29 protein-coding genes are annotated in these 24,115 nt (G+C 63.5%); 8 read left to right on the top strand and 21 right to left on the bottom strand.

What is annotated here, in order from left to right:
• Positions 1 to 8: 8 nt before the first annotated feature.
• From AC04SF_RS28860 to AC04SF_RS28850, 3 genes are all read left to right on the top strand, one after another.
• Positions 9 to 1,310 (top strand): cytochrome b, encoded by a 1,302-nt coding sequence (locus AC04SF_RS28860; RefSeq protein ID WP_488480538.1) that lies wholly within the window; start codon positions 9 to 11, stop codon positions 1,308 to 1,310.
• Between the two features lie 27 nt (positions 1,311 to 1,337).
• The gene (locus AC04SF_RS28855) at positions 1,338 to 2,204 is read left to right on the top strand and encodes a cytochrome c1 (RefSeq protein WP_096449350.1); all 867 of its coding nucleotides are present in this window, start codon (positions 1,338 to 1,340) and stop codon (positions 2,202 to 2,204) included.
• A 133-nt stretch (positions 2,205 to 2,337) separates the two neighbouring features.
• Positions 2,338 to 3,033, top strand: coding sequence for an acid phosphatase (locus AC04SF_RS28850; RefSeq protein ID WP_488480537.1), 696 nt, complete (start codon positions 2,338 to 2,340; stop codon positions 3,031 to 3,033).
• A gap of 129 nt (positions 3,034 to 3,162) precedes the next feature.
• Here the strand turns inward: AC04SF_RS28850 and AC04SF_RS28845 are convergent, their stop codons facing one another.
• Positions 3,163 to 3,660, bottom strand: coding sequence for a hypothetical protein (locus AC04SF_RS28845; protein WP_488480536.1), 498 nt, complete (start codon positions 3,658 to 3,660; stop codon positions 3,163 to 3,165).
• Between the two features lie 104 nt (positions 3,661 to 3,764).
• Between AC04SF_RS28845 and AC04SF_RS28840 the strand changes: the two genes are divergently transcribed.
• Entirely contained in the window at positions 3,765 to 4,325 is a 561-nt protein-coding gene (locus AC04SF_RS28840; RefSeq protein WP_488480535.1) for a nuclear transport factor 2 family protein, read from the top strand.
• A gap of 73 nt (positions 4,326 to 4,398) precedes the next feature.
• Positions 4,399 to 4,944: an adenine phosphoribosyltransferase gene (locus AC04SF_RS28835; protein ID WP_096449344.1), complete on the top strand. Its 546-nt coding sequence runs from the start codon at positions 4,399 to 4,401 to the stop codon at positions 4,942 to 4,944.
• 175 nt (positions 4,945 to 5,119) lie between these two features.
• Here the strand turns inward: AC04SF_RS28835 and AC04SF_RS28830 are convergent, their stop codons facing one another.
• From AC04SF_RS28830 to AC04SF_RS28780, 11 genes are all read right to left on the bottom strand, one after another.
• Positions 5,120 to 5,590: a MaoC family dehydratase gene (locus AC04SF_RS28830; RefSeq protein ID WP_488480534.1), complete on the bottom strand. Its 471-nt coding sequence runs from the start codon at positions 5,588 to 5,590 to the stop codon at positions 5,120 to 5,122.
• The gene (locus AC04SF_RS28825; protein ID WP_488480533.1) at positions 5,587 to 6,057 is read right to left on the bottom strand and encodes a MaoC family dehydratase; all 471 of its coding nucleotides are present in this window, start codon (positions 6,055 to 6,057) and stop codon (positions 5,587 to 5,589) included. The genes AC04SF_RS28830 and AC04SF_RS28825 overlap by 4 nt, the downstream gene beginning before the upstream one ends.
• A 114-nt stretch (positions 6,058 to 6,171) precedes the next feature.
• The gene (corA, locus tag AC04SF_RS28820; RefSeq protein WP_488480532.1) at positions 6,172 to 7,146 is read right to left on the bottom strand and encodes a magnesium/cobalt transporter CorA; all 975 of its coding nucleotides are present in this window, start codon (positions 7,144 to 7,146) and stop codon (positions 6,172 to 6,174) included.
• A 151-nt stretch (positions 7,147 to 7,297) separates the two neighbouring features.
• Entirely contained in the window at positions 7,298 to 8,089 is a 792-nt protein-coding gene (locus AC04SF_RS28815; protein ID WP_488480531.1) for an APH(3')-II family aminoglycoside O-phosphotransferase, read from the bottom strand.
• A gap of 18 nt (positions 8,090 to 8,107) precedes the next feature.
• A complete protein-coding gene (gene ychF / locus AC04SF_RS28810; protein ID WP_096449332.1) occupies positions 8,108 to 9,211 on the bottom strand; it encodes a redox-regulated ATPase YchF in 1,104 nt (367 codons plus the stop codon).
• A 118-nt stretch (positions 9,212 to 9,329) separates the two neighbouring features.
• Positions 9,330 to 10,082 (bottom strand): tetratricopeptide repeat protein, encoded by a 753-nt coding sequence (locus tag AC04SF_RS28805; protein WP_488480530.1) that lies wholly within the window; start codon positions 10,080 to 10,082, stop codon positions 9,330 to 9,332.
• Between the two features lie 102 nt (positions 10,083 to 10,184).
• Positions 10,185 to 10,376, bottom strand: coding sequence for a hypothetical protein (locus AC04SF_RS28800; RefSeq protein WP_488480529.1), 192 nt, complete (start codon positions 10,374 to 10,376; stop codon positions 10,185 to 10,187).
• An 86-nt stretch (positions 10,377 to 10,462) separates the two neighbouring features.
• A complete protein-coding gene (gene pth / locus AC04SF_RS28795) occupies positions 10,463 to 11,182 on the bottom strand; it encodes an aminoacyl-tRNA hydrolase (protein WP_488480528.1) in 720 nt (239 codons plus the stop codon).
• A 23-nt stretch (positions 11,183 to 11,205) separates the two neighbouring features.
• A complete protein-coding gene (locus tag AC04SF_RS28790; RefSeq protein ID WP_096449327.1) occupies positions 11,206 to 11,847 on the bottom strand; it encodes a 50S ribosomal protein L25/general stress protein Ctc in 642 nt (213 codons plus the stop codon).
• A 353-nt stretch (positions 11,848 to 12,200) separates the two neighbouring features.
• Positions 12,201 to 12,992: an alpha/beta fold hydrolase gene (locus AC04SF_RS28785; protein WP_488480620.1), complete on the bottom strand. Its 792-nt coding sequence runs from the start codon at positions 12,990 to 12,992 to the stop codon at positions 12,201 to 12,203.
• 257 nt (positions 12,993 to 13,249) lie between these two features.
• Positions 13,250 to 13,678: a MarR family winged helix-turn-helix transcriptional regulator gene (locus tag AC04SF_RS28780; protein WP_488480527.1), complete on the bottom strand. Its 429-nt coding sequence runs from the start codon at positions 13,676 to 13,678 to the stop codon at positions 13,250 to 13,252.
• Positions 13,679 to 13,825: 147 nt separating this feature from the next.
• Between AC04SF_RS28780 and AC04SF_RS28775 the strand changes: the two genes are divergently transcribed.
• Positions 13,826 to 14,683 (top strand): alpha/beta fold hydrolase, encoded by an 858-nt coding sequence (locus AC04SF_RS28775; RefSeq protein WP_488480526.1) that lies wholly within the window; start codon positions 13,826 to 13,828, stop codon positions 14,681 to 14,683.
• Positions 14,684 to 14,756: 73 nt separating this feature from the next.
• On the opposite strand, the gene AC04SF_RS28770 is transcribed toward AC04SF_RS28775, so the two are convergent.
• A complete protein-coding gene (locus AC04SF_RS28770) occupies positions 14,757 to 15,995 on the bottom strand; it encodes an MFS transporter (RefSeq protein WP_488480525.1) in 1,239 nt (412 codons plus the stop codon).
• Between the two features lie 145 nt (positions 15,996 to 16,140).
• On the opposite strand from AC04SF_RS28770, the gene AC04SF_RS28765 reads away from it, so the two are divergent.
• Positions 16,141 to 17,025, top strand: a complete 885-nt coding sequence (locus AC04SF_RS28765) for an AraC family transcriptional regulator (RefSeq protein WP_488480524.1) — start codon at positions 16,141 to 16,143, stop codon at positions 17,023 to 17,025.
• A gap of 1 nt (position 17,026) precedes the next feature.
• Here AC04SF_RS28765 and AC04SF_RS28760 read toward each other — a convergent pair whose 3' ends face one another.
• The 8 genes from AC04SF_RS28760 to AC04SF_RS28725 all read right to left on the bottom strand — a co-directional run bounded on the left by AC04SF_RS28760 (position 17,027) and on the right by AC04SF_RS28725 (position 23,448).
• Complete coding sequence (locus tag AC04SF_RS28760; protein WP_019860650.1) at positions 17,027 to 17,962, bottom strand: ribose-phosphate pyrophosphokinase; 936 nt, start codon at positions 17,960 to 17,962, stop codon at positions 17,027 to 17,029.
• Between the two features lie 154 nt (positions 17,963 to 18,116).
• Entirely contained in the window at positions 18,117 to 18,746 is a 630-nt protein-coding gene (locus AC04SF_RS28755) for a hypothetical protein (RefSeq protein ID WP_488480523.1), read from the bottom strand.
• Positions 18,747 to 18,789: 43 nt separating this feature from the next.
• Positions 18,790 to 19,941 (bottom strand): M24 family metallopeptidase, encoded by a 1,152-nt coding sequence (locus tag AC04SF_RS28750; protein WP_096449315.1) that lies wholly within the window; start codon positions 19,939 to 19,941, stop codon positions 18,790 to 18,792.
• On the bottom strand, positions 19,941 to 20,735 hold the full coding sequence (gene pgeF, locus AC04SF_RS28745; protein ID WP_488480522.1) for a peptidoglycan editing factor PgeF: 795 nt from the start codon (positions 20,733 to 20,735) through the stop codon (positions 19,941 to 19,943). Before pgeF ends, AC04SF_RS28750 begins: the two co-directional genes overlap by 1 nt.
• 115 nt (positions 20,736 to 20,850) lie before the next feature.
• On the bottom strand, positions 20,851 to 21,939 hold the full coding sequence (locus tag AC04SF_RS28740; protein ID WP_488480521.1) for a class I SAM-dependent methyltransferase: 1,089 nt from the start codon (positions 21,937 to 21,939) through the stop codon (positions 20,851 to 20,853).
• Positions 21,936 to 22,796: a prolipoprotein diacylglyceryl transferase gene (gene lgt, locus AC04SF_RS28735; protein WP_488480520.1), complete on the bottom strand. Its 861-nt coding sequence runs from the start codon at positions 22,794 to 22,796 to the stop codon at positions 21,936 to 21,938. The genes AC04SF_RS28740 and lgt overlap by 4 nt, the downstream gene beginning before the upstream one ends.
• A 134-nt stretch (positions 22,797 to 22,930) precedes the next feature.
• Positions 22,931 to 23,164: a BrnA antitoxin family protein gene (locus tag AC04SF_RS28730; RefSeq protein WP_488480519.1), complete on the bottom strand. Its 234-nt coding sequence runs from the start codon at positions 23,162 to 23,164 to the stop codon at positions 22,931 to 22,933.
• A 122-nt stretch (positions 23,165 to 23,286) separates the two neighbouring features.
• The gene (locus AC04SF_RS28725; protein ID WP_488480518.1) at positions 23,287 to 23,448 is read right to left on the bottom strand and encodes a hypothetical protein; all 162 of its coding nucleotides are present in this window, start codon (positions 23,446 to 23,448) and stop codon (positions 23,287 to 23,289) included.
• Positions 23,449 to 23,606: 158 nt separating this feature from the next.
• Here AC04SF_RS28725 and AC04SF_RS28720 point away from each other — a divergent pair, with 158 nt between their 5' ends.
• Positions 23,607 to 23,909 (top strand): accessory factor UbiK family protein, encoded by a 303-nt coding sequence (locus AC04SF_RS28720; RefSeq protein WP_096457761.1) that lies wholly within the window; start codon positions 23,607 to 23,609, stop codon positions 23,907 to 23,909.
• The last annotated feature ends 206 nt before the right edge of the window (positions 23,910 to 24,115 follow it).

Genomic DNA, 24,115 nt, shown 5'->3' with positions numbered 1-24,115 from the left:
ATATTTCGATGAGCGAGGGACACTCGACCTACACGCCCAAAACCGGTATCGAACGCTGGTTCGACGCCCGTATGCCGCTGCCCAGGATGGTCTATGACAGCTTCGTCGCCTATCCGGTGCCGCGCAACCTCAACTACATGTGGACCTTCGGCGGCATCCTGTCGATCATGCTGGTGGCGCAGATCCTGACCGGCATCGTGCTGGCCATGCACTATACGGCCGACACCAATCTCGCCTTCGGTTCGGTCGAGAAGATCATGCGCGACGTGAATTCCGGCTGGCTGTTGCGCTACATGCATGCCAACGGCGCGTCGTTCTTCTTCATCGCCGTCTATCTCCATATCTTCCGTGGCCTCTATTACGGCTCCTACAAGGCGCCGCGCGAGCTGCTGTGGATCCTCGGCTGCATCATCTACCTCTTGATGATGGCGACCGGCTTCATGGGCTACGTGCTGCCATGGGGACAGATGAGCTTCTGGGGCGCCACCGTCATCACCGGCTTCTTCAGCGCCATTCCGCTGGTCGGCGAGTGGATCCAGCAGCTGCTGCTCGGCGGTTTTGCCGTCGACAACCCGACGCTGAACCGCTTCTTTTCGCTGCACTATCTCCTGCCGTTCATGATTGCCGGCGTCGTCGTGCTGCACGTCTGGGCGCTGCACGTGACAGGCCAGAGCAACCCGACCGGCATCGAGGTCAAGTCGAAGACCGACACCGTCGCCTTCACCCCTTACGCGACCATCAAGGACGCGTTCGGTATGATCGTGTTCCTGTTCATCTTCGCCTATTTCATCTTCTTCCTGCCGAACTATCTCGGCCATGCCGACAATTACATCGTCGCCAATCCGTTGAAGACTCCGGCCCACATCGTGCCGGAATGGTACTTCCTTCCGTTCTACGCGATCCTGCGCGCCATCACCTTCAACATCGGGCCGATCAACTCCAAGCTCGGCGGCGTGCTGTGCATGTTCGGCGCCATCGTTATGCTGTTCCTGGTGCCGTGGCTCGACACCTCCAAGGTGCGCTCGGCGGTCTACCGGCCCTGGTACAAGCTGTTCTTCTGGCTGTTCGTGGCCGACGCCATCCTGCTAGGCTGGCTGGGTTCGCAGCCGGCGGAAGGCAGCTATGTGTTCATGGCGCAGATGGCGACACTGTTCTATTTCGCCTTCTTCCTGATCGCGCTGCCGGTGCTTGGGCTGATCGAGACGCCGCGCAGGCTGCCGAATTCGATCACCGAGGCAGTGCTCGAAAAGAACAAGGGTGGCAGCGGGCATCCGGCGGGCGCCGCGGCCGCGCCAGAGACCAAGGGCTGAGCGGTAGAGAATCTAAGGGGATTTGGCATGAAAAAGATTCTCACCTCGCTGGCGCTGGTCGGCCTTGTGGCCGCCGGCACCGCCGCCTTCGCGGCCGAAGAGGCGCACAACGCGGCAGCGCCGACGCATTTCCCGATCAACGAGCCGAAGGAGATGAGCTGGAGCTTCACCGGCCCGTTCGGCACCTATGACAAGGGCCAGCTGCAGCGCGGCCTGAAGGTCTACAAGGAAGTCTGCTCGGCTTGCCATTCGATGAATATGGTGGCGTTCCGCACGCTGGAGGGGCCAACGGGCCTTGGCTATTCGGATGCGCAGATCAAGTCGCTGGCGGCCACCTACACCATCCATGACGGCCCCAACGATGCCGGCGAGATGTTCGACCGTCCCGGCAAGCCATCGGACTATTTCCCGGCGCCATTCGCCAATGTAGAGGCCGCCGCGGCCGCCAATGGCGGCGCGGCACCGCCGGACATGTCGCTGCTGGCCAAGGCGCGCGGCGTCGAGCGCGGCTTTCCGCAATTCGTCTTCGACATCTTCACCCAGTATGATGCCGGCGGTCCCGACTATATCCATTCGCTGCTGACCGGCTACGACCAGACGCCGCCGGCCGGCATGGTCATCCCCGAGGGCACGCACTACAACCCGTACTTCATGTCCGGCGTGTCGCTGAAAATGCCCAAGCCGCTCTCCGACGGCCAGGTGACCTATGATGACGGCGCGCCGCAGACGGTCGACCAGTATTCCCGCGACGTGGCTGCCTTCCTGATGTGGGCGGCCGAGCCGCACATGGAGGCCCGCAAGCATACCGGCGTCAACGTGCTGTTTTTCCTCCTGGTGTTCGGTGCGCTGGTCTACCTCGTGAAGCGCAAGGTGTGGGAAGGCGTGGCGCACTAACCGCGACGAGGGCTGCACAGGATTACGAAAGGGCGCCTCAAGGCGCCCTTTTCGCATTTCCGGAGGCGGTGATGTCACATGGCCGTCACGGCAGGCGGCGATCCTGCGTCATTCCCAACGAAGGATCGCACCCATGAAGAAATACGCATCGCTGGCGGCTGGTCTGCTGCTGCTGGTCATCGGCTCGGCCGCCCAGGCCGAAGACGCAAAACCCTTCGTGACCAACAAGGATATCGACCTGACGATGATCCTGCCGCCGCCGCCGGCTAACGATTCGGCGCAGACCAAGGCCGAACTCGGCGAGGTGCTGGCGCTGCAGGTGACGCGCACGCCCGAGATGGTGGCCAGCGCCGTTGCCGATTCCGAGGAGAATGTCTGGCGCTTCGCCAATGTGATGGGTCCGAATTTCACCAAGGAGAGGCTGCCGAAGTTCAGCGCCTTCTTCGATCGCGTGGTCGAGACCGAAGGCGCTGTCGTCGATCCGGCCAAGGATGTCTGGAAGCGCCCGCGTCCGCACCAGCTCAGTGATCTCGTCAAGCCCGCGGTCAAGCTGTCGAGTTCCGGCTCCTGGCCGTCGGGTCATGCCACTGTCGGCACCATGATGGGCATCATCCTGGCCGACATGGTTCCGGAGAAGCGCGCGGAGATCATGGCGCGCGCGGCCGAATACGCCCACAACCGTGAGGTTGGCGGCATCCACTATGCGTCCGACGTGGAGATGGGCAAGATTTCCGGCAGCGTCATTGCCGCTGTCCTGCTCAACCGGGACGACTTCAAGGCCGAGTACGAAGTCGCCAGGGCCGAGCTTCGTTCCGACCTCGGCATGTAAGTCCTAAAGCGCGTCGCGTCGAAGTGGATTCACGCGACGCGCTTTGGGTGCTCGCTGCGCGCCAGCCGGGACGTCGGTTTGTCTTCGTTCTCGCACAGCCGGCTCCAGGAGACTGAAGCCGGCAACAGCTCATTGCGTCGACACTTGCACCGATATTGGAAAGGCAAAGTACAGGTTGCAGGCAAGAAGCTCGATACCTCGTTTACCCCTGCGAGCGAGAGGCTCAGGCGCTTCAGCGCCAACAGTTGCGCTGCCTTTGCCCTTCGTCTGCAGTGCGACGAGAGCATCATAGACTGCGCGACGCTCGCGAACGGATGCCTGCTTCGGATTTTCAGGGTAATAAACGGGAATCGTCAAAATCAGATAGTCCATCCGACAGCGCGGCGCCGAAATCGCGATTGCCTTCTTGCGCAGAGCGATCTCGAACGCGCCGGACCGTTCGTCGAATCCAGTCATCCATTGTCGACGCGTATGCAATTGTCCAAGCGCGTCGCCGACCACGAAATCTGCCGGGCGCAGCACGACCGTCCAACTGGCCCGCTCGGCAGCGGAGACGGCTACCGGCGCCCAGCTCAAGAGCGAGGTTGCCATGATGACGGTCGGCATTTTCCGCAGAAGATGGGTCATGCAGCGACCATGGTTCGACCGGAAGGGATGCTTCAGGCGCCCCTTTTTACCCCTATGCGAGCGTTCGGCAACCCGTCCTTTGGCATAGCGCGGCGCTCAAACAGATGCGGATCGAGATCGGACGGGTTATGAAGCTCATGGGGCTGCAATTCGATCGGACAAGTGCCGCATGCCAATCTCCGGTGCAGGGAGGCGAACGGAAGGAGCGGATCACGGCGAACGGAATGGGTGCGGACGAGGGCGTGATACGGGCCATCATCGACCGGCAGTTTGCCAGCCTTAGCTGGGATGAGACTATCGCCCCAGGGTGGGATGATTTCGCGGGCGATTTCCTGGACGGCGCCAGCCTCTTTCCGGCAGCCCGCCCGGCAAGGCGCACCAGCGTCGCCGATTTCGTCGAGCGGATGCGCGGCCTGTCCGACACCTCGCTGCGGTCGCTTCAGGAGACCGTGCTCGGCACCGACATCTGCGTCTTCGGAAATATCGCCATCGCGGCGGTCGCGGCGGAGATGATCGAGAACAGTGCCGAGACCAGCCGGTCCATGGAAATGCTGTTGCTGGTGAAGAGCGAAGGGCAGTGGAAGATCGTCGCGCAGGCATGGGACAAAGCGAGCGAGGCCAATCCTTTGCCGGATGCGCTTGTCTCGGGCGTCACATCGCGCTAGCCGTTGTCGGTCGCGTCGGGTTTGGTCCCTGCGCCGTTCGCACTTGCCCAGCTGGATCATCCGGAGCCGCCTTATGAAACCTTCGCTCGAAGACACGCTGCTGGCGGCGATCCGCACCATTCCGGACTATCCGAAGCCCGGCATCCTGTTTCGCGACATCACCACGCTGCTCGGCAATGCGCGCGCCTTCCGCCGCGCCATCGACGAGCTGGTGCATCCCTATGCCGGGCAGAAGGTCGACAAGATCGCCGGCATCGAGGCGCGCGGCTTCATCCTTGGCGGCGCCGTCGCTCATCAGCTCTCGGCCGGTTTCGTGCCGATCCGCAAGAAGGGCAAACTGCCCTACGAGACGGTGCGCGTCGCCTACAGCCTGGAATACGGGCTGGACGAGATGGAGATGCACAAGGACGGCGTTGCCCCCGGTGAAAAGGTGATCCTCGTCGACGATCTGATCGCCACCGGCGGCACGGCGGAAGCGGCGGTCAGGCTGCTGCGCCAGATCGGCGCCGATATCCTTGCCGCCTGCTTCGTCATCGACCTCCCGGATCTGGGTGGGCGTGCCAGGCTGGAGGCGCTTGGCGTGCCGGTCAGGACGCTGATCGGGTTTGAGGGGCATTGAGCGCCGCGCCCTCTTCCTTCTCCCCTTGTGGGAGAAGGTGGATCGGCGCGTAGCGCCGAGACGGTTGAGGGGTAGGTGACGGATCGCCGTCCTTGCCAAGCTGGAGCACCCCTCATCCGACCTCGCTTCGCGAGGCCACCTTCTCCCACAAGGGGAGAAGGGAGGGCGAGCCTCCTCACTCCACCTTCACCAGCACGGCGCTGTCGAACTCCAGCACCTTGTCGCCGGTTGAATCGAAAGCTTCGGCGCGCAGCGACAGCATTCGCCAGCCGGGGCGCGAGGCGATGGGGCGGTGGGACAGCGCGGTGCGGCTGAAGGTGACGGTCTCGCCAGCGAAGACCGGCTTCAACCATTTCAGGTTCTTGAAACCAGGCGAGGGGCCGAATTCCGGGACCGGGCCGGGGCCGTTCCAGTTGGCGCCCTCGGCATCCATGCTCGCTTCGAGGTTGAGCTTCATCCAGGTGGCGGCGGTGTGCCAGCCGGAGGCGCAGAGCCCGCCGAGCACGCTCTTCTTCGCGGCTTCCTCGTCAATATGGAAGATCTGCGGGTCGTATTTGCGCGCGAACGCCTTGATCGCCTCGACTTCGAATGTGTGCGAGCCCAGCGTCATCGTGGTGCCGATGCGGAAGAATTCATCCAGGGTCATGCGGCATTCCCCGCGGCATCACGCGTCAGGAACATGACGGAATTCTCGAGCTCGAAAACGCTTTCGCCACGCTGGTTGATCAGCTCGCTGCGCATGGTGACGAAGCCGAGTTGCGGCTTCGATTTCGACGGGCGTTTGGCCAGGACAACCAGCTTGCCTTTCAGCGTATCACCGGCCAGGACCGGTTTCTTCCACCTGACCTGATCGACGCCGGGCGCGCCTTGGCAGGTGGAGTCCAAAAGGAAGGCATCGCACAGCATGCGCATGAACATGGCGCAGGTGTGCCAGCCCGAGGCCGACAGGCCGCCCAGAATGCTGGCCTTGCCGGCTTCCTCGTCGAGATGCATCGGCTGGGCATCGAATTCGCTGGCGAATTCGATGATCTCGGCCGCGCTTACCTGTTTGGTGCCGAGGTCGAACGAGGCACCCTCGACGAAATCCTCATAGGCCCATGTTTTTCCGGTCATGTCGGCAATCCGGTTAAATCCCCAGAGATCGGGCAACCCGGATGCAGGCCGGCAGCGTTTTGGTCAAGTCCTTTCTGGTGAGCCAGCCTGAGGCAGCAGGCGGGGCGGCTGCGCTCAGAGCCAGCCGCGGCGGCGGAAATACCAGAAGGGCAGGATCGCCGACAGGATCATCAGGCCGATGGCGAAGGGATAGCCGAGCTGCCATTTCAGCTCGGGAATGACGTCGAAATTCATGCCGTAGATCGAGGCGACCAGCGTCGGCGGCAGGAAGATGACGGCGGCGACCGAGAAGATCTTGATGATGGCGTTCTGCTCGATCGAGATCATGCCCAGCGTGGCGTCGAGCAGGAAGGAGATCTTCTGCGACAGGAAGGTGGCGTGGTCGGCAAGCGACAGCACATCGCGCGACAAGGTCTTGATGCGGGCGCGGACGTCCTTGCTCATCTTGGTCTGGGTCGCGACATGGGCGAGGAAGCCGGCAAGGCGCTGCAGGGAGATCAGGCTGTCGCGGATCGAGGAGGCGATGTCCTCCTTGCGGCCGATGGCTTTCAGGAGTTCCTGGAAGTCGCGGTTGCGCTTCGACACCTTGGTCGAACGTGCTTCGAAGATATCGCGCGAGATCCCCTCGATGTCGCGGCCGGCGCGTTCGAGTATGTCGGCAAGGCGGTCGACGATCGCTTCCAGGAGGCCGATCAGGATGGTGTCGCCGCTGGTGCAGCCTGTCGCCACCTTCTCGGCGCGCAGCGGGAAGGTCTTGAAGGCCTTGGGTTCATGATAGCGAATGGTGATCAGCCTTTTGCCGGCGAGCGCGAAGGTGACCGGCGACATCAGGGGGTCGTCGACCTCGGTCTGGGCCGGCAAAGTGGCGGTCATGAAGTAGGCGCCGTCCTCGATATAGAGGCGGCTCGAAATCTCGATCTCCTCCATCTCCTCGCGGGTCGGGATGGCGACGCCGAGCCAGCTTTCGATGGTGGCCTCTTCCTCCTTGGTCGGACTGATGAGGTCGGCCCAGACGACCCGATCGCCATCCGCCAGCAGATCGTCGACGACGCGCAGGCGATCATTGTCCACGACAAATGCCTTGATCATCGCCAGATCTCCCCTGCGAAGGTGCGTACGGATTGCGCGTCGTGTCGGATTGCACGGCTCTTCGTCGTGTGCGCGACCGTGTGCCAGCCGCTTAGACCCGTGCCATGACAAAATCAAGACAAGCCCTGGCGGTGGGGCCGACCTTGGTCATTTAGAAAAACTCGTCGAGCAGCCGATACCAGGAAAGCTTCGCCGGCTCGGTTTCCGGCGGCCCGTATCGTTCGAGAAAAGGCTCTATCCACGCCTCGCCGAGATTGTAGCGGATGCTCCAGCAGGCGAGCGCCAGATCCTGATGGCGATCCGCCACGCCCAGCCGGCCGCAATCGATGAAACCGCTGAAGCGGCCTTCGGCCGCCATGACATTCGGCAAGCAGGCGTCGCCATGGGTGACGACAAGGTCCTCGGTTGCCGGTCGGAGCGCCAGAAGCCCGGCGAAGGCCTCGGCGGCGGTCCAGCCCTGCCTCTCGTCATCGAAATCGCTCTCGTCGACCTCGCCGGCTTCCATGCGAGCCCGCGCCGCGGCGATCCGCTGGTCGAGGCGATGGTCGAAGGGACAGGAGGCGATATCGATTGCATGCAGGCCGCGAAGTGCACTGGCCATGACGCCGACGACGTCAGCCGGCTCGATCGCTGCCGACGCCAGATCCTCGCCGGCGACGGCCGACATCAGCAGCCAGTCGTGACCGGCATGGCTTTCCAGGGCGATCACATCAGGGCAGGCAATGCCTTGTCCGGCAAGCCAGCGTAACCGCGCGGCTTCATCGGCGAGTTCGGCAAAGGGGCCGCTGCGCTCGCATTTCAGGAACAGGGCCGGCTTGTCGTCGGCCGCCAGCCGGAACACGCCGGCCTGTGACTGGCCGATGGTCTGCCGGTGCCAGCGATAGCCGGAAACCAACGCACGGAACCCGTCCGGCAGGTCGGCTTCCAGAGGACGGCTGGGCATTGTCTGCCGCTTGAGGCGTCAGGTATTGAACTTGAACAGCATGATGTCGCCGTCCTGGACGACATATTCCTTGCCTTCGTCGCGCGCCTTGCCGGCTTCCTTGGCCGCCACTTCGCCGCCCAGCGTGACGAAGTCGTTGTAGGCGATGGTCTGGGCGCGGATGAAGCCGCGTTCGAAATCCGTGTGGATGACGCCGGCGGCCTGAGGTGCCTTGTCGCCCTTGTGGATGGTCCAGGCGCGCGTCTCCTTCGGCCCGACGGTGAAATAGGTGATGAGATGCAAAAGCTCGTAGCCGGCGCGGATGACCTTGTTCAGGCCCGGTTCGTCGAGGCCGAGCGAGGACAGGAATTCCATCTCTTCCTCGTCGGAGAGCTGGGCGACTTCGGCCTCGATCGCGGCCGAGATCACAACCGTACCGGCGCCTTGCGCGGCGGCCATCTTTTCCACGGCCCTGGTGTGCTCGTTGCCGGTGGCGGCATCGGCCTCCGCGACATTGCAGACATAGAGCACAGGGTGCGAGGTCAGAAGATTCAAGCCCTGCAGGATGCGCAAATCTTCGGCAGAAATACCTTTGAGCAATACACGGGTCGGCTTGCCGGCCTGCAGCAGTTCGAGCGCGGCCTCCATCATCGGCAGCACGGTGGTGGCTTCCTTGTCCTTGCTGCCGGCACGCTTGCGGATCTGGACGATGCGGCGCTCGAGGCTGTCGAGGTCGGCGAGCATCAGCTCGGTCTCGACCGTCTCGGCGTCGGCGACGGGGTCGATGCGACCTTCGACATGGGTGATGTCGTCATCCTCGAAGCAACGCAGCACATGCACGATGGCGTCGACCTCGCGGATGTTGGCGAGGAACTGGTTGCCCAGCCCTTCGCCCTTCGAGGCGCCACGCACCAGGCCGGCAATGTCGACGAAGGAGATGCGGGTCGGGATGATCTCCTTGGACTTGCCGATGGCCGCGATCTTCTGCAGGCGCGGGTCGGGCACCGCGACTTCGCCGGTGTTCGGTTCGATGGTGCAGAACGGATAGTTGGCGGCCTGCGCCGCCGCCGTCCTGGTCAGCGCGTTGAAGAGCGTCGACTTGCCGACGTTGGGCAAGCCAACGATGCCGCATTTGAAACCCATTGTGTCCAGTCCTATCGGGAAAAGCGAAATTTGATGAGGGCTATGGGCGATAGGGGTGATCAACGTCAAGCCCCCAGCGGGATGGGTGGCCCGGCGAAGGCAAACCTATGGCCGGCGTTCAGCCTGCCAATTCTTGCAGTCTGGCGAGCCGGCGGGGTTCCCGGCTGACAAAGGCGGGATCGTCCCCGAGAACGGCCAGGGCGTGCCGCGCGCTCGAGCGCGCGCGGTTCATGTCGCCTAGTCCGGCATGGCACTCAGCCAGTTCCTCATGAATGTAAGGCGCCTGATCGCCAGCGGTTCGTGCCGCGTCGGCCGTCTCCTCGGCAAGCCGCCGGGCCTCATCGAGGCGACCAAGCGCGCGCAGCGTCCTGACGACCGCGTAGCGGGCGATGCGCAGCTCCCGGGCCTGGCCGCGCGACTGCCGCACCTCCACCGCCTGCTCGAAGACAGGCAATGCATCGTCGAACCGGCCGGCATCGAAATAGGACCAGCCGAGATTGTTCAGTAGGGGGCCGCGCCATGGCTCTGCTTGCGGATGTTCGCCGACATAGGCAAGGCCAATCGCGGTCCATTCGACGGCGTCGTCGAGTGTTCCGACGATGGCGATCATGTGGGCCGCATCGGCCGCCAGCACATGCGCCCGTGCCTCTCGTGCCCGCCGCCATGCCTCCTCAAACAGCAGCCGCGCCAGATCCCGCTGTCCGGCGGAATTGTACAGCCGGCCGCGCTCAATGGTGCATGCCGCCCGCCTGGTGGGGTCCTCGCCGGCAAGAACCGTGGCCCGGTCGATCAGCCGATGGGCCGCACCGAAATCGCCCGCCAGGCCCAGCTGCCTGGCCTCCCCGGTCAGATCCGAAACATCATCCGCCATGCCGGTCTCACTGCCACCGATCTTGCCAGTACGCGCCAGTGCTAGCGTGGGACGTCGCCTGCCGGCAAGGCGGGCCGGCGCCGGCCGCCGATCACGCGTTCGTCAATACGGCGTGATGCCGGCGCGGGCTAATTTAGCGATGTCGCGTGACGACAGCTTCACCATAGAGGGAGTTCTGAACGGCAGATGAACAAGGCGCTGAATGATCTCCAGGCCGCGCTCAACCAGCTTTAGGCGGCCTTGCCGGACAAGGGCGGTCCGCGTCAAGGCGATCGCGCTGGTGAAGGATGCCATCGATGAGACGACCAAGGGCATGGCCGTCGGCGCGATGTAGTTCTGCGGGTCGGCGCTGCCTGTATGGTCAGGCGGCGCCGGTCGCTTCAGTCTTTTCCGAACAGCTTCTTCAGCATCGCCGCCATCGGCCCGGTCTCAGGCAGTTTGGCGGGCGCCTGCTGCGAGCGTGCCTGGCGGATGTGGCTCTGCTGCTTGGGCGCCTGTTTCGGCGCCGGCTTGTCCGGCTCGGGTGCGGCCTTGCCCTGGACGGCAAGGGCCGCCTTGTTCATGAAGCCGGATTCGTCGCCCTTGACGATCATGGCGGCGTTGTCGGCGATCGCATCGAGCAAGGGATCGAGCCATTCGCGGTCGGCTTTGTCGAAATCGCCGAGCACATGGTGCTGGACCATTTCCTTGACGCCGGGATGGCCGACGCCGATGCGCACGCGGCGATAGGCGTTGCCGACATGGCCGTCGATCGAGCGGATGCCGTTGTGGCCGCCAGCGCCGCCGCCGGTCTTGATGCGCAGCTTGCCCTCGGCAAGGTCGATCTCGTCATAGAAGACGGTGAGGGCGGAAAGCTCGAGCTTGTAGAAGCGCAGCGCTTCGCCGACCGATTGGCCGGACAGGTTCATGAAGGTCTGTGGCTTGATCAGGACGATCTTCTCGCCGCCGAGCGTGCCTTCCGAAATCAGGCCCTGGAATTTCTTCGACCAGGGCGAAAAGGAATGGCGGCGGGCGATAGCGTCCGCCGCCATGTAACCGACATTGTGCCGGTTGCCAGCGTATTTCGCGCCCGGATTGCCGAGGCCTGCAAAGACAAGCATCGTCTGCTCCGGGCGGGAAAGAGTTACTTCTCTTCGGCGGCAGGAGCCGCTTCAGGTGCAGCCGCTTCGACCGTCTCCTCAGCCTCCGGCTTCATCGCCGACGAACCGGCAATGGTCGCGATGGTGAAGTCGCGATCGGAGATGACCGGCTTGACGCCGGCCGGCAGCTTGACCGCCGAGATGTGGATCGAATCGCCGATGTTGGTGCCGGTGAGATCGATGGTGATGAATTCCGGGATCGCATTGGCCGGGCAGTGGAACTCGACTTCGTGACGCACGATGTTGAGCACGCCGCCGCGCTTGATGCCGGGCGACTTGTCCTCATTGATGAAGTGGACAGGCACGTCGACATTGACTTCGGTGTCCTTGCCGATGCGCAGGAAGTCGACATGGACAGGGAAATCCTTGACCGGGTCGAGCTGGAAGTCCTTCGGCAGGACCTGGATCTTCTTGCCGTCGACATCGATCGTGGCGATCGTGGTCAGGAACCCGCCGCCGTGGATCTTGTAGTAGATGTCCTTGTAGGTGAGAGCGATCGCCAGGGGAGGCTGCTTGTCACCATAGATTACTGCAGGCACTTTACCGTTGCGGCGAACTGCACGGGCGGACCCCTTACCGACCTGTTCGCGCGCTTCGGCCTTGAGCTCGTAAGTATCGTGGCTCATGGCTTTTCCTTTCGCGTGTTATGGAGCGTTTGCGGCAGGCAATGTGCCCAAGCCGTAAACGTCGAAAGCCGCCAGACCTGGATGTCCGAATGAGGGCACCCGCTTTGAGACGGAGCTTTGTTCGGGATCACAAGGGAAGGCAGCCTTCCGCCGCGTTGCCTCCAAGGGTGTCTACGCGGGTGGCGGCTCTATAGCGGAAGGCGGCCGGAGGTGCAAGCCGGAGGCTGGAGGCGCCTGCGGGCACCTCATGCGGCTCAGCATTCCCGGCTGGCCGGTCGGCTTGGGGTTGCAACATTTCAAACGAGCCGGTCGCCGAAGCGGTTGAACTTCATACCGCCCCGGGACCAACCTCGCTAGCTGAGCTGCCCAGCGGCTTCCGAGATGAGCTGGGTGATCTCACGCGGGTGAGAGATCAGCGACAAATGACTTGCCTTCACCTCGATGGTCTTGGCGTTCATGCGTTTGGCCATGAAGCGCTCGAGATCCGGGTTGATGGTGCGGTCCTCGGTCGAGACGGCATACCAGCTCGGCTTTGAGCGCCAGGCCGCCTGGGTTGTCTTTCCGGAGAAAAGCTGATCCGAGATCGGCCCCTGGACGGCATAGAGGATGCGCGCCTTCTCGCGAGGAATACCACCGGCGAAGTCCCGCAGGAAAGCCTCCTCGCTGAGCTTGCCATAGCCCGCCGACCAGACAAGGCCCGCCGAGGCGGGCGGCGGCGCGAACGTCTTGGCGAGCGCCGTGTAGTCTTCGCCGGCATCGGGCGCGCGCGCCGCGACATAGACGAGCGACGACACTTTTGGATCCGCCCCCGCCTCGCTGACGATCATGCCGGCAAAGGAGTGGCCGACAAGTATCGTCGGTCCATCCTGGAGAGCGATCGCACGGCGCGTTGCCTCGACGCCTGCCTCCAGCGTGGTCAGCGGGTGCTGGACGACGGTTGCATTGAAGCCGGCCTGCTGCAGCAGGCCAACCACCTCCGACCAGCACGAGCCATCGGCATAAGCGCCATGGACGAGGACGACGTTGCGGACCCTGGGGCGAATCTTGGAGCTCGTCTGGGCTCGCGCCTTGGCGGAGCCGGCCAGTATGCTCGTCGCCACCCCGGCGACGAGCGCGGTGGAAAAAGTACGCCTATTCAACATGATCGTGGATTCCTTGAGAGGTTGGCAGATCGCGCCGGGATTTCGGCCGGGACGCGCCGCAAGTGCTTTACCGGACGCCTATGTCCAGTCTTCGCAAGCTACCGAGCGTGCGTTACAGCCGTCACCGCTTCGTGATCGCAGGCCTTCGGCCGGGCTGGCGTCTGTCGCGGCCGGTCGATGGCTCCAGGCGCCTTCTCAGAGCGCTTTCCAGGCGTCTGGGGGTTTCGGGAGAAAAGCTAGTTACGGCTGGATCGAAATGGCTAGCGGTCGCCACCCAGCGCATCCCGCAGCGCCTGGATTTGCCGGTTCAGCGCATCAAGTTGCGCCAGCGTCATGCCGGAGCGTTCGATCAAGGTCTCGTTCAGGCAATTGCACTGGACAAGCAGCTCGCGCCCGGCGACTGTGAGGTCGACCTGCACCTGGCGCTCGTCGGTATGGCTGCGCTGGCGGGTCACAAGGCCGGCCTGTTCCATGCGCTTGACCAGTGGCGTGATCGTGCTCGATTCCAAAGCGAGCCGGTGGGCGACCCTGCCGACCGACATGCCGTCGGCCTCGGCAAGCGCGTTGAGCACGAGATATTGCGGATAGGTGATCCCCATCTCGTCCAGCATCGGCTTGTAGGTGCGATTGATCGCCATCGAGGTGGCGTAGAGCGTGAAACAGAGCTGGTTGTCCAACGGGAGAGGCACGACGCGTTCCTTTTGCCGACGCAGGAAATTCGATACCACGAAAAATGATATCGCGATACATATTTTTGTAGACAAGGGTCCAGGGCTGCGCTAGCAATATCGATGTCGCGATATTGTTTACCGCGACAACAATCAAAGGAGATTGAGATGGCTTCGCAGACGAAATCCGGTTCCGGCAGCGGCACGATCACCACCAAGGACGGCACGCAGATTTTCTACAAGGACTGGGGAACCGGTCAGCCCATCGTCTTCCATCATGGCTGGCCGTTGAGCAGCGACGACTGGGATGCCCAGATGTTGTTCTTCCTGGCGCAAGGCTACCGCGTCATTGCCCATGACCGGCGCGGCCATGGCCGCTCGACCCAGACGGATATCGGCAATGAGATGGACACCTATGCGGCGGATGTGGCTGAACTCGCGGCGCATCTCGACCTCAAGAACGCCATACATGTCGGCCATTCGACCGGCGGCGGCGAGGTGGCGCGCTATGTCGCCAAGTACGGCTCGGGCGGCCGCGTCGCCAAGGCGGTGCTGGTCGGCGCTGTGCCGCCGATCATGCTCAAGACCGCAGCCAATCCCGGCGGCCTGCCGATCGAGGTCTTCGACGGTTTCCGCTCCGGTGTCGCAGCCAACCGTGCCCAGCTTTACCGGGATGTCCCGGCTGGCCCGTTCTACGGCTTCAACCGTCCGGGCGCCGAAGTCTCGCAGGGCGTCATCGACAATTGGTGGCGCCAGGGCATGATGGGCGGCACCAAGGCGCACTATGATTGCATCAAGGCTTTCTCGGAAACCGACTTCACCGAGGATTTGAAGGCGATCGACGTGCCGGTGCTGGTCATGCATGGCGACGACGACCAGATCGTTCCGATCGCCGACTCGGCGCTGTTGTCGATCAAGCTGCTCAAGAAGGGCGAGCTCAAGGTCTACAAGGGTTTCCCGCACGGTATGGCGACCACCCATGCGGATGTCATCAACGCCGACCTTTTGAACTTCTTCAAGGCTTGATTTCTCTGAGAATGAAGAAAGGCACCCGCCATTTGGCGGGTGCCTTTCTGCATCAATTCAAGGTTAGCTGAATCTAGGCAGCCTGGGCCTTCCTTGCTTCCTTCATGTTGGGCAGGAACACGGTCAGAAGGCCAAGCAGCGGCAAATACGAGCAGATCTGGAAGACGAAATCGATGCCCTTCATGTCGGCGACGACGCCGAGCACGGCGGCTGCGATACCGCCCATGCCGAAGGCGAAGCCGAAGAAGATGCCGGCGATCATGCCGACGCGGCCCGGCACCAGTTCCTGCGCGAAGACGACGATGTTTGAGAAGGCCGACGACAAGATGAGGCCGATCAGCACGGTCAGCACCATCGTCCATTCCAAATTGGCGTAGGGCAGCGCCAGCGTGAAGGGCAGTACGCCGACGATCGAGAACCAGATCATCGCCTTCTGTCCATAGCGGTCGCCGAACGGGCCACCGAGCAGGATGCCCAGCGCCGAGGCGCCGAGGAACAGGAACAGCATCACCTGGCTCATCTGCACCGACACGCCGAACTTATGGATGGAGTAGAAGGTGTAGTAGCTGGCGAGGCTGGCGATGTAGGCGTTCTTGCTCAGCACCAGCAAGGTCAGCACGATCAATGCGTTCATCACCTTGCGGCGCGGGAAGGGCGAGACGAAGCTCGCCGCCTTGCGGGTGCCTTGCGCTGCGCGCAGCCGGCTGTACCAGCCGCCGACCTGCCACAGAACGACAATGCCGATCAGCGAGCCGACGGCGAACCAGGCGATGCTGGTCTGGCCGAAGGGCACGACGATGAAGGCGGCCAGCAACGGCCCCATCGACTGGCCGAAATTGCCGCCGACCTGGAACAGCGATTGCGCCAAGCCAAACCGGCCGCCGGAAGCAAAGCGCGCGATGCGCGAGGATTCGGGATGGAAGATCGCCGAGCCGATGCCGATCAGCGAGGCGCCGATCAGCAGAAGATAGTAGTGCCCGGCATAGGCCAGCACGACCAGGCCGATGAGTGACGAGGCCATGCCGTAGGGTAGCGAATAGGGCATCGGCCGCTTGTCGGTGACCATGCCGATCACCGGCTGCAGCAGCGATGCCGTCACCTGGAACGTGAAGGTCAGCAGGCCGATCTGCCAGAAATCGAGGCCGTAATTCTGTTTCAGCAAGGGATAAATGGCCGATAGCAGCGACTGCATGATGTCGTTGATGCAATGGCAGAAGCTCACCGCCAGGATGACGGTGAAGGCCGTCGCCTGGGCTGAGGCGTGACTGGCGCTCGCTGGTGGCGCGACGCTGGCGGCTGTCGTATCGGTCAAGGCAGGCTCCGTGGTCTTTTTGGCGGGCGCGCCCGCAGGGCAAGCTGGCGGCCCGGCCGCCTTGGGGACGGTTGCCTTATAAGCCGCTTGCCGCGCGACTTCTTTCGTGGTTTGGTCCAATAGTTTCGCAAGTGGGCCATAGCCGATGCCACATGGCAAGGAAATCTTCCGCGCCGGCAATGCCGATCTCGGCCAATTGCACCGGAGCCGCTGGCAATGGCTGGAGGAGGTTGCCGGGCCGGCGGTGGCGTTGCCGACCGAATATCCCGACGGTTACCACGTGCCGCAGCACCGCCACAGCCGCAGCCAGTTGCTGCACGCGCTGGTCGGCGTCGTGCTGGTGACGACGCGGCACGGGCGCTGGATGGTGCCGCCAGACCACGCGATGTGGATTCCGGCCGGCATCGAGCATTCGGTCGAGATGCTGGGCGATGTCTCGATGCGCTCGGTCTATGTCATGCCGGGCGCGATCCCCGGCCTGCCGGAAGGCTTGCGCGTCGTCGGCGTTACCGAGCTGATGCACAGCCTGATCGTGGAATCGGAGAAACTGCCGCAAGGCGGCGAGCTGGAAGGGCGCGGCGGGTTGATCATGAAGCTGTTGCTGCATGAGATCCCGACCTTGCCGGAACGGCCGCTCGGCCTGCCGTTCCCGTCCGATCCAAGGCTGGCGATGCTGTGCCGGCGCTTCGTCGCGGCACCTTCGCCGCATGCGACGATCGACGAATGGGCTGACGCCGCCGGCATGAGCCGGCGCTCCTTCACGCGCGCCTTCCAGCGCCAGACCGGCCTGTCGCTGTCGACATGGCGCCAGCAGGCCTGCCTGTTCGCGGCGCTGCCGCGGCTCGCCGATGGCGAGCCGATCACCCGGGTGGCGCTCGACTTGGGCTATGACAGTGTGCCGGCCTTCATCACCATGTTCAAGCGCATGCTGGGCTCCTCGCCGCGCGGCTATATGCGCGGCGCGCGCGACAATGGCGAAAGTGTTCGTCGGCCAAACGTGCCGACGCGGCTGGAAGGTCCTGTAGCCTAGACTAATCGAACAGGCTCGACACCGATTCCTCGGTCGCCGTGCGCGAAATCGCTTCGCCCATCAGGTCGGCGATCGAGATGACGCGGATGTTCGGCGCGTCGAGCACGCCTTGCGTCGGCTGGATGGAATCGGTGATCACCAGTTCCTGCAGCTTCGAGCCACTGATGCGGGCCACAGCGCCGCCCGACAGCACGCCATGGGTGATATAGGCGGTGACGCTGGTGGCGCCGTTGGCCAAGAGCGCATCGGCAGCGTTGCACAGCGTGCCGCCGGAATCGACGATGTCGTCGATCAGCAGGCAATCCTTGCCGGCGACCGCGCCGATGATGTTCATGACTTCCGATTCGCCCGGGCGCTCGCGGCGCTTGTCGACGATGGCGAGTTGCGCGTCGAAGCGCTTGGCCAGCGCGCGCGCGCGTACCACGCCGCCAATATCGGGCGACACGACGACGACATTGCCGAGCTGCTTGTATTTGGCCTTCACGTCGCGAGCCATTACCGGCACGGAAAACAGATTGTCGGTCGGGATGTCAAAGAAGCCCTGGATCTGGCCGGCATGCAGGTCGAGCGTCAAAACGCGGTCGACGCCGGCGCGGGTGATCATGTTGGCGACCAGCTTGGCCGAGATCGGCGTGCGGCCCGATGCCCGGCGATCCTGCCTGGCATAGCCGAAATAGGGAATCACCGCTGTGATACGCTTGGCCGAGGAGCGCATGAAGGCGTCGATCATGATGAGCAGTTCCATCAGGTGATCGTTGGTCGGGAATGAGGTCGACTGGAGGATGAAGACATCCTCGCCGCGCACGTTTTCCTGGATTTCGACGAAGATTTCCTGGTCGGCGAAGCGCCTGACACTGGCCTTGCCCAGCGGGATGTTGAGATAGCGGGCGACCGCTTCGGCCAGCACCCTGTTGGAATTGCCCGCGAAGAGTTTCATGCACCGTTCCTGGTGGAGGAAGGAAAGCCCGGACAGACTCTCCCGTACCTTTTAACCGGGCTTTTAGCGGCCCGCGCCGGTATTGCAAGCGCCGAGATCGGGAATCCGCCGGCTAAGTTAGGAAAACTTCGCGCCATCGCTGACCGGCAACACTTCACCCTGCCTTGCCGCCAAGAAATGCAGCGAACTGGTCGATGGTCTGGTCGGCGATTGCCTGCATGGTGGCCGGCGAGACTGCCTTCCAGCTGTCGGCGCCCGCGCCGGCGCCGGAATTGACGGAAGGCGCCTTCATCTGACCGTTGATGCGGTGCAGGCGGTTACCCGAGGGATCGTAGACGTCCCAGACATAGATGACGGTGGTGTCCTTGCCCTCGGAAATCGCCGAGAAATAGCCTTTCAGCACATGGGTTGCGGTCTGGTCGGCGCTGCCGGCAAGCGTAATTCCACGCTGCTTGGCGCGCGTCTGCAGTTCCGCGGTCAGCGGAGTGGCGGCTTCCACCGAGGCGCCGACGATCGGTGCGATCTGCAGCCGGGTCTTCGACAGGATGGCAGCGCTTTGGGCCGAGGTCAGCGGTGCCGTGGTGGTTGCGGCTCCGGCCGTTGTGGTGGCAGGCGCAGTTGGTGACGTCGCGGGAACTGTGGCCGCCGTGCTGCCCTGCGCGGGCTGTGCGGAGGCCGCCGGCGGGGTGATGGCGGAGGGTTCGAGAACGTCCTTTGCGTTGGTGCAGGCAGCCAGAGCCAATGCCACAAGCAATGACACGGTCGTCACATGCGATCGTCTCATTTGCCTTCTAACTCCTTGGCGAAGAACGCCTCCCATTATGGATTCACTGTACGATCAAGTCGAGATCATGGCGGGAAAGCGGCTTCGGCTGGGATTCGGTGGTCAGGTAGGTGCGGCCAAGCGTCATTGCCGTCTCGGTCTCGGAATCCATGATGATCATGTGGGCGAACAGCGTCATGTGCGGCGCGATCGGCTCGGGGTTGCCCTGGTAGAACATCGGCATGTCCATCCAGGACGGCGTGAAACGGGCGCCGACGGAGTAGCCGCAGGCGTTGAGCCGGTGCTTGGTCAAGCCGTGCGCCTCCATGGTGCGGGCGTGCGCGTCGAACACGTCGCCGAATGTATTGCCCGGCGTCATCGCCTTTTCCACCGCCAGAAGGGCGGCGCGCGCGGCGTCGAACAGTTCCTGATGGCGCTTCGACACCTTGCCGGTCAGCACAGTGCGCATCATCGGCGCATGGTAGTGATGGAAGACGCCGGCCCATTCAAGCGTCAGCTGGTCGTTCTTGGTGAGCTTGCGGCGGCCGGCCTTGTAGCGGCACAGCAGCGCATCGACACCCGAACCGATGATGAACTCGTTGGCCGGATAGTCGCCGCCGCCGGCAAAGACCGCGCCCTGCATGGCGGCCAGGATCAGCGCCTCGTCGCCGCCCTGCTTGATCAGCGGCAGTGCTGCGTCCAGTGCGTCGTCGGAGAGATTGGCGGCCTTCTCGGCCTTGGTGATCTCGGCCGGGCTCTTGAACAGGCGCAGCCGGCCGACAATGCCGGAGGCATCGGCAATCTGGCCGAAGGTCTGCAACTGCTCGTCCAGCCGGCGGCCATTATAGGCGGTCAGGCCATGGGTGTCGTATTCGACGCCGATGCGGGCGCCAAGCAGGTCGAGGTCGTTAAGCAGATTGCGCAGGTCGACCGCCGGGTTGGCGCCGTTGCGGTCGGTCCACAGCACGATGTTGTCGATGATCGAGGTGTGACGCGCCTGGCGCAGGTCGGCCGAACGGGTCAAAAGCACCATCGAGCCGTCGGCCTTCACCACCAGGCACTGGAAGAAGCAGAAGCCGAACGTGTCGTAGCCGGTCAGCCAGTACATGCTTTCCTGCGCGAACAGCAGGATGGCGTCGAGCTTCTTCTCGGCCATCTCGATCATCAGCCGGTCGCGCCTCGCGTCAAATTCCGATCGTTCAAAATGCAGCGCCATTATTCATTCTCCAAAACGATGGCCGAAACCTGCCGGCCGTAATCGGCTTCCTTGCGGTGCGTGGTGCGCCGGTAGGAGTAAAACAAATCTTCCTCGGCGTAGGTGCAGCGGCCGAGGCCCTCGGCGATCACGCCAGCCCTGGCAAGCCGATCGACCGTGTAGCGGTTGAGGTCGAACATGGCATGGCCTGATGTGACGGAGGGCGCGAAGTAGCCGATGTTTTCGGCGTCGGCCTCGACGAAGCGGGCGACGAATTCCGGCCCGACCTCGTAATTGTCGGGGCCGATCGAGGGGCCGAGCACGGCGACGATGTTTTCGCGCCGGGCGCCCAGGCTCTCCATGGCGGCGATGGTGTTTTCCAGCACGCCGGTAAAGGCGCCTTTCCAGCCGGCATGCGCCGCGCCGATGATGCGCGCCCCGGCGTCGGCAAACAGCACCGGGCCGCAGTCGGCGGTCGAGGCGCCGATGGCGATGCCCGGCCGGTCGGTGACGATGGCATCGGCCTTGGGGCGTTCGCCGGCAAAGGGTTCCCGGGCGACGACGACGTCGGGGGAATGGATCTGCCAGGCGGTCAACAGATGGCTCGTCGGCACGCCCATCCAGGCAGCGACGCGGGCGCGGTTTTCGGCCACCAGCGCCTTGTCGTCGTCCGACCCGGTGCCGATGTTGAGGCCTTGGTAGATGCCGGTCGAGACACCGCCTCTACGGGTGAAATAGCCGTGGCGGATGCCTTGTGCCTGCGCCTTGTCCAGCAGCGGCGACCGAACGGGATCCGGTTTGGTCTGAGTGAGCATGCGGGCGTTGTTGTCCGTGTGGGCGGTTTCGTCAAGAAAAAGTCCGGAAGCAAGCGGCCGGCGGTTCGACCGCTCTTTTACCGGACGGGAGATTGGGAGGGGCAGCGGTGAAAAGTCAATCCGCCGTGGCAAACGGCCGAATGGTCACACCGCGCGGCAGCACGGCAAGCACCTTGAACAGATCGCCCATGGCCTGCGGTCCGGCAAGACGCTCGACATCACCGGTGATCTTGTCGCGGCCAGCCTGGCCAGCATCGGCGCCAAGCCGGCCGGCGCGCTCGAGAATGCCCATGCCGAGCAGGAAATTGCCTTGCGTCGACAGATGGACGTCGAGACCATATGCGCGCGCGACCGCGGCCAGGGCGGCGAAATCGACATGCGAGGTGAGGTCGGCTTCGCCGGGATTGGCCAGCACATCTTCGTGATTGTGCTTGCGCAAGGCCTGCAGCGTGTCGCCGACACCCGGCCGGAGATGGCCATAGTCGAGAAACAGCCCGGCGCCACTGTTTCGGGCTATGCGCTCGGCAATGGCCGCCATCAGGGCGGTGCGGGCCGGCGCCACCTCGACGATCGCGCCTTGCGGCGCTTCAGCCGCATCGACGGGCAGCAGCGTCGGGTCGACCGAGCCGGCGCCGGCGAAGAAGCAAAGGACATTCTGGTCGTCGAGGCCGACCATGCGCTCGCGCCAGCTGGCGCCGGCGCGGACGAACTGACGAATCGGCACGGCGTCGAACAATTCGTTGCCGACGATGAGCAAAGGCTGATCGGGCAAGGTCTCGATGGTCTCGTGCCAGCGAACCGCGAAGGGCGTCGCGCCGAGCGTCTGTTTCTGGGTCTCGGCCAGGCGCGGGCTGGTCTCGATCATGGCGAATGCAGCGCCATTGGCCAGATCAGGATCGAGTCGCGACAGGGTGCGCAGCATGTCCTTCATCAGCGTGCCGCGACCAGGGCCGATCTCGGCGATGGTGACCGGCATCGGCCGGCCAATCGCTGCCCAAGCCTGGTAAAGCCAGACGGCGACGAGTTCGCCGAACATCTGGCTGATCTCCGGCGCGGTCACGAAGTCGCCGGCGGCGCCGAACGGCTCGCGCGTCGTGTAGTAGCCGTCCGCGGGGTCGAACAGGCACAGCGCCATGTACTCGTTGACGGGAAGGGGGCCGAGCGCCTCGATCAGGTCGACGATGCGGGTCTTGAGCCGCGTCATGTCGCCTGCGGCTGTCCTTGCGTCACCGGCTTGGCTGTAGCCATCGCCCAGATGCCGGCCAGCACCATCGGCGTCGACAGGATCATGCCCATGGTCAGCCAGTTGGTGTCGAGGAGATAGCCGAGCTGCTGGTCGGGTTCGCGGAAGAATTCGACGAAGATGCGCGACAGGCCGTAGCCGCAGATGAAGGCGCCGCCGACAAAACGCGGCGTCTTCAGCTTGAGGCGCGAATGGGTGAGGATGCGCAGCACGACAAACAGCACAAGGCCTTCGAGCAGGGCTTCGTAGAGCTGGCTCGGATGGCGGGTAAAGGGGCCGCCATTCGGGAATTCTATTGCCCAGGGCACGTCGGTCGGCCGGCCCCAAAGCTCGGAATTGATGAAGTTGGCGACGCGCACGAGGCCGAGCCCAACCGGCACGCCGGCGGCCACGACATCGAACAGCGACCAGGTGCGGATGCCGCGCTTGATGGAAAACAGCGTCATGGCGAGGATGACACCGAGCAGGCCGCCATGAAACGACATGCCGCCTTGCCAGACCGCGAAGATGTCGAGTGGATGCGCTATGTAGCGCGCCAGGTCGTAGAACAGCACGTAGCCGGTGCGGCCGCCAAGCACGACGCCGATCGCTGCCCAGACGATGAAATCATCGAGGTCCTCCGGCTTCATCGGCAGGATGCCGTCGGGCCATAGCTTCGGGTTGGCGGCAAGCCGCTTGGCGTACCACCAGGCAAAAAGGATGCCGACGATATAGCCGACGCCGTACCAATGCACCGCCAGAGGCCCGATCTGGATGAGGATCGGGTTGATGTTGGGGAAGGGCAGCGAGGCCAGCGGCAGCAGGAAATATTCGTTCAACGGGGAGCTCTCGGTTGCGGTCGCATTCGGGCGCGAACCATGCGGTAGGGTTTTGGCAGGGTCAAGGCAAGCCGGTCGCCGTCAAGTGCCGCGACCGATCACCATTGCGAGCCATCGCGCCTTGGGTGGCGAACTCAGCCCTTGGCGGCCACAAACTGCCGCAACGCGTCGTTGATCCTGTCCTGCCAGCCGGGGCCGTCTTCCTGGAAATGATCGAGCACGGCCCGGTCGATCCGGATCGAGACAAGCTCGCGGACATTCGGGGCGGATGAGGGTTCGCGAATGGGCGCTGCCGGTTTCTTGACCGGCTTGAAGGCCGCTTCGGCGGCTGCGAACGGATTTGTCGGTCGGCGCGGGGGCGTTGCCATTGGGTGATCCTGATTGGAGACGATTCGTGCCTAACGCAAGTCGCGATGAAAACGCCACAATAGGCGACTTGACGCCATCCCGTAAGAAGGAGCCGCTGAAAAGTCCTCGCAGGCGCAAGTGCCTACTTCGCCGCTTTCGCCGCCAATGCCTGGTGCTTTGCTTCCAGGCGATCAAGCACGTCTTTCGCCGGTTTGACCCGCCCCGCGTCGGCATCCCTGACGCCTTGGGCAAGCGCTGCGTCGAGTGCGGCAAGGCGTCGGTCCAAATCCGCGTTGGTAGCCACATAGGCCTCCGTTTAGATGCTCTTGCCCTGATTGTACCAGCTATTGGCCTGTCGGTTCAGGGCCAAATCGCATCCGACTTGATGCCGCACCAGCCCTCAACGTTCTTGCATTCGGCGCTCAGCGCCACTACGTCATTTCGAGCAAGCGAGGATTTGCCATGTCGACCGGACCGAACCGCATTCTCGATGAATTCGCCAAGCTGATGACCGATGCCGCGGGTGCCGCGCAGGGCGTCCGGCGTGAGGTGGAGACTGCCTTCAAGGGGCAGGCGGAGCGCATCCTCAATTCGATGGATGTGGTGCAGCGCGAGGAATTCGAGGCCGCGCGCGAGATGGCCGCCAAGGCCCGTGACGAGAACAGCAGGCTTGCCGCCCGCATCGAGGCGCTCGAAGCGAAGCTTGCAGAACTCGCGGGTGAGGCCGCACCAGCGGCGGCGGCGAAGCCTCGCGCAAAAAAATAATCGTTAAACTTTTCCACATAGTGCGATCTTGAAAAGCGCTTTGCCGTGAATCGCTTAACGGCATTGCATGAATCTTTGTGATAGCGCCTTTCCACATGCGAATGACGCAGTGCGAAAAATTGGGCTGTTCACGCGACTCCCGATCAATAGACTGAATTTGTTGCATGATTCGAAGCAGGGTCATGCGGCCGGGCGGTGGGGTCCGG

It is taken from the genome of Mesorhizobium sp. CNPSo 4671, assembly GCF_057784245.1.
This window is presented reverse-complemented; position numbering and strand designations above follow the sequence as displayed.

Coding starts and splice junctions, on each gene's coding strand:
- AC04SF_RS28860 (WP_488480538.1), top strand. CDS start 9: ATGAGCGAGGGACACTCGACCTACACGCCCAAAACCGGTATCGAACGC.
- AC04SF_RS28855 (WP_096449350.1), top strand. CDS start 1,338: ATGAAAAAGATTCTCACCTCGCTGGCGCTGGTCGGCCTTGTGGCCGCC.
- AC04SF_RS28850 (WP_488480537.1), top strand. CDS start 2,338: ATGAAGAAATACGCATCGCTGGCGGCTGGTCTGCTGCTGCTGGTCATC.
- AC04SF_RS28845 (WP_488480536.1), bottom strand. CDS start 3,660: ATGACCCATCTTCTGCGGAAAATGCCGACCGTCATCATGGCAACCTCG.
- AC04SF_RS28840 (WP_488480535.1), top strand. CDS start 3,765: ATGCGGATCGAGATCGGACGGGTTATGAAGCTCATGGGGCTGCAATTC.
- AC04SF_RS28835 (WP_096449344.1), top strand. CDS start 4,399: ATGAAACCTTCGCTCGAAGACACGCTGCTGGCGGCGATCCGCACCATT.
- AC04SF_RS28830 (WP_488480534.1), bottom strand. CDS start 5,590: ATGACCCTGGATGAATTCTTCCGCATCGGCACCACGATGACGCTGGGC.
- AC04SF_RS28825 (WP_488480533.1), bottom strand. CDS start 6,057: ATGACCGGAAAAACATGGGCCTATGAGGATTTCGTCGAGGGTGCCTCG.
- corA (WP_488480532.1), bottom strand. CDS start 7,146: ATGATCAAGGCATTTGTCGTGGACAATGATCGCCTGCGCGTCGTCGAC.
- AC04SF_RS28815 (WP_488480531.1), bottom strand. CDS start 8,089: ATGCCCAGCCGTCCTCTGGAAGCCGACCTGCCGGACGGGTTCCGTGCG.
- ychF (WP_096449332.1), bottom strand. CDS start 9,211: ATGGGTTTCAAATGCGGCATCGTTGGCTTGCCCAACGTCGGCAAGTCG.
- AC04SF_RS28805 (WP_488480530.1), bottom strand. CDS start 10,082: ATGGCGGATGATGTTTCGGATCTGACCGGGGAGGCCAGGCAGCTGGGC.
- AC04SF_RS28800 (WP_488480529.1), bottom strand. CDS start 10,376: ATGGCATCCTTCACCAGCGCGATCGCCTTGACGCGGACCGCCCTTGTC.
- pth (WP_488480528.1), bottom strand. CDS start 11,182: ATGCTTGTCTTTGCAGGCCTCGGCAATCCGGGCGCGAAATACGCTGGC.
- AC04SF_RS28790 (WP_096449327.1), bottom strand. CDS start 11,847: ATGAGCCACGATACTTACGAGCTCAAGGCCGAAGCGCGCGAACAGGTC.
- AC04SF_RS28775 (WP_488480526.1), top strand. CDS start 13,826: ATGGCTTCGCAGACGAAATCCGGTTCCGGCAGCGGCACGATCACCACC.
- AC04SF_RS28765 (WP_488480524.1), top strand. CDS start 16,141: ATGCCACATGGCAAGGAAATCTTCCGCGCCGGCAATGCCGATCTCGGC.
- AC04SF_RS28760 (WP_019860650.1), bottom strand. CDS start 17,962: ATGAAACTCTTCGCGGGCAATTCCAACAGGGTGCTGGCCGAAGCGGTC.
- AC04SF_RS28755 (WP_488480523.1), bottom strand. CDS start 18,746: ATGAGACGATCGCATGTGACGACCGTGTCATTGCTTGTGGCATTGGCT.
- AC04SF_RS28750 (WP_096449315.1), bottom strand. CDS start 19,941: ATGGCGCTGCATTTTGAACGATCGGAATTTGACGCGAGGCGCGACCGG.
- pgeF (WP_488480522.1), bottom strand. CDS start 20,735: ATGCTCACTCAGACCAAACCGGATCCCGTTCGGTCGCCGCTGCTGGAC.
- AC04SF_RS28740 (WP_488480521.1), bottom strand. CDS start 21,939: ATGACGCGGCTCAAGACCCGCATCGTCGACCTGATCGAGGCGCTCGGC.
- AC04SF_RS28730 (WP_488480519.1), bottom strand. CDS start 23,164: ATGGCAACGCCCCCGCGCCGACCGACAAATCCGTTCGCAGCCGCCGAA.
- AC04SF_RS28720 (WP_096457761.1), top strand. CDS start 23,607: ATGTCGACCGGACCGAACCGCATTCTCGATGAATTCGCCAAGCTGATG.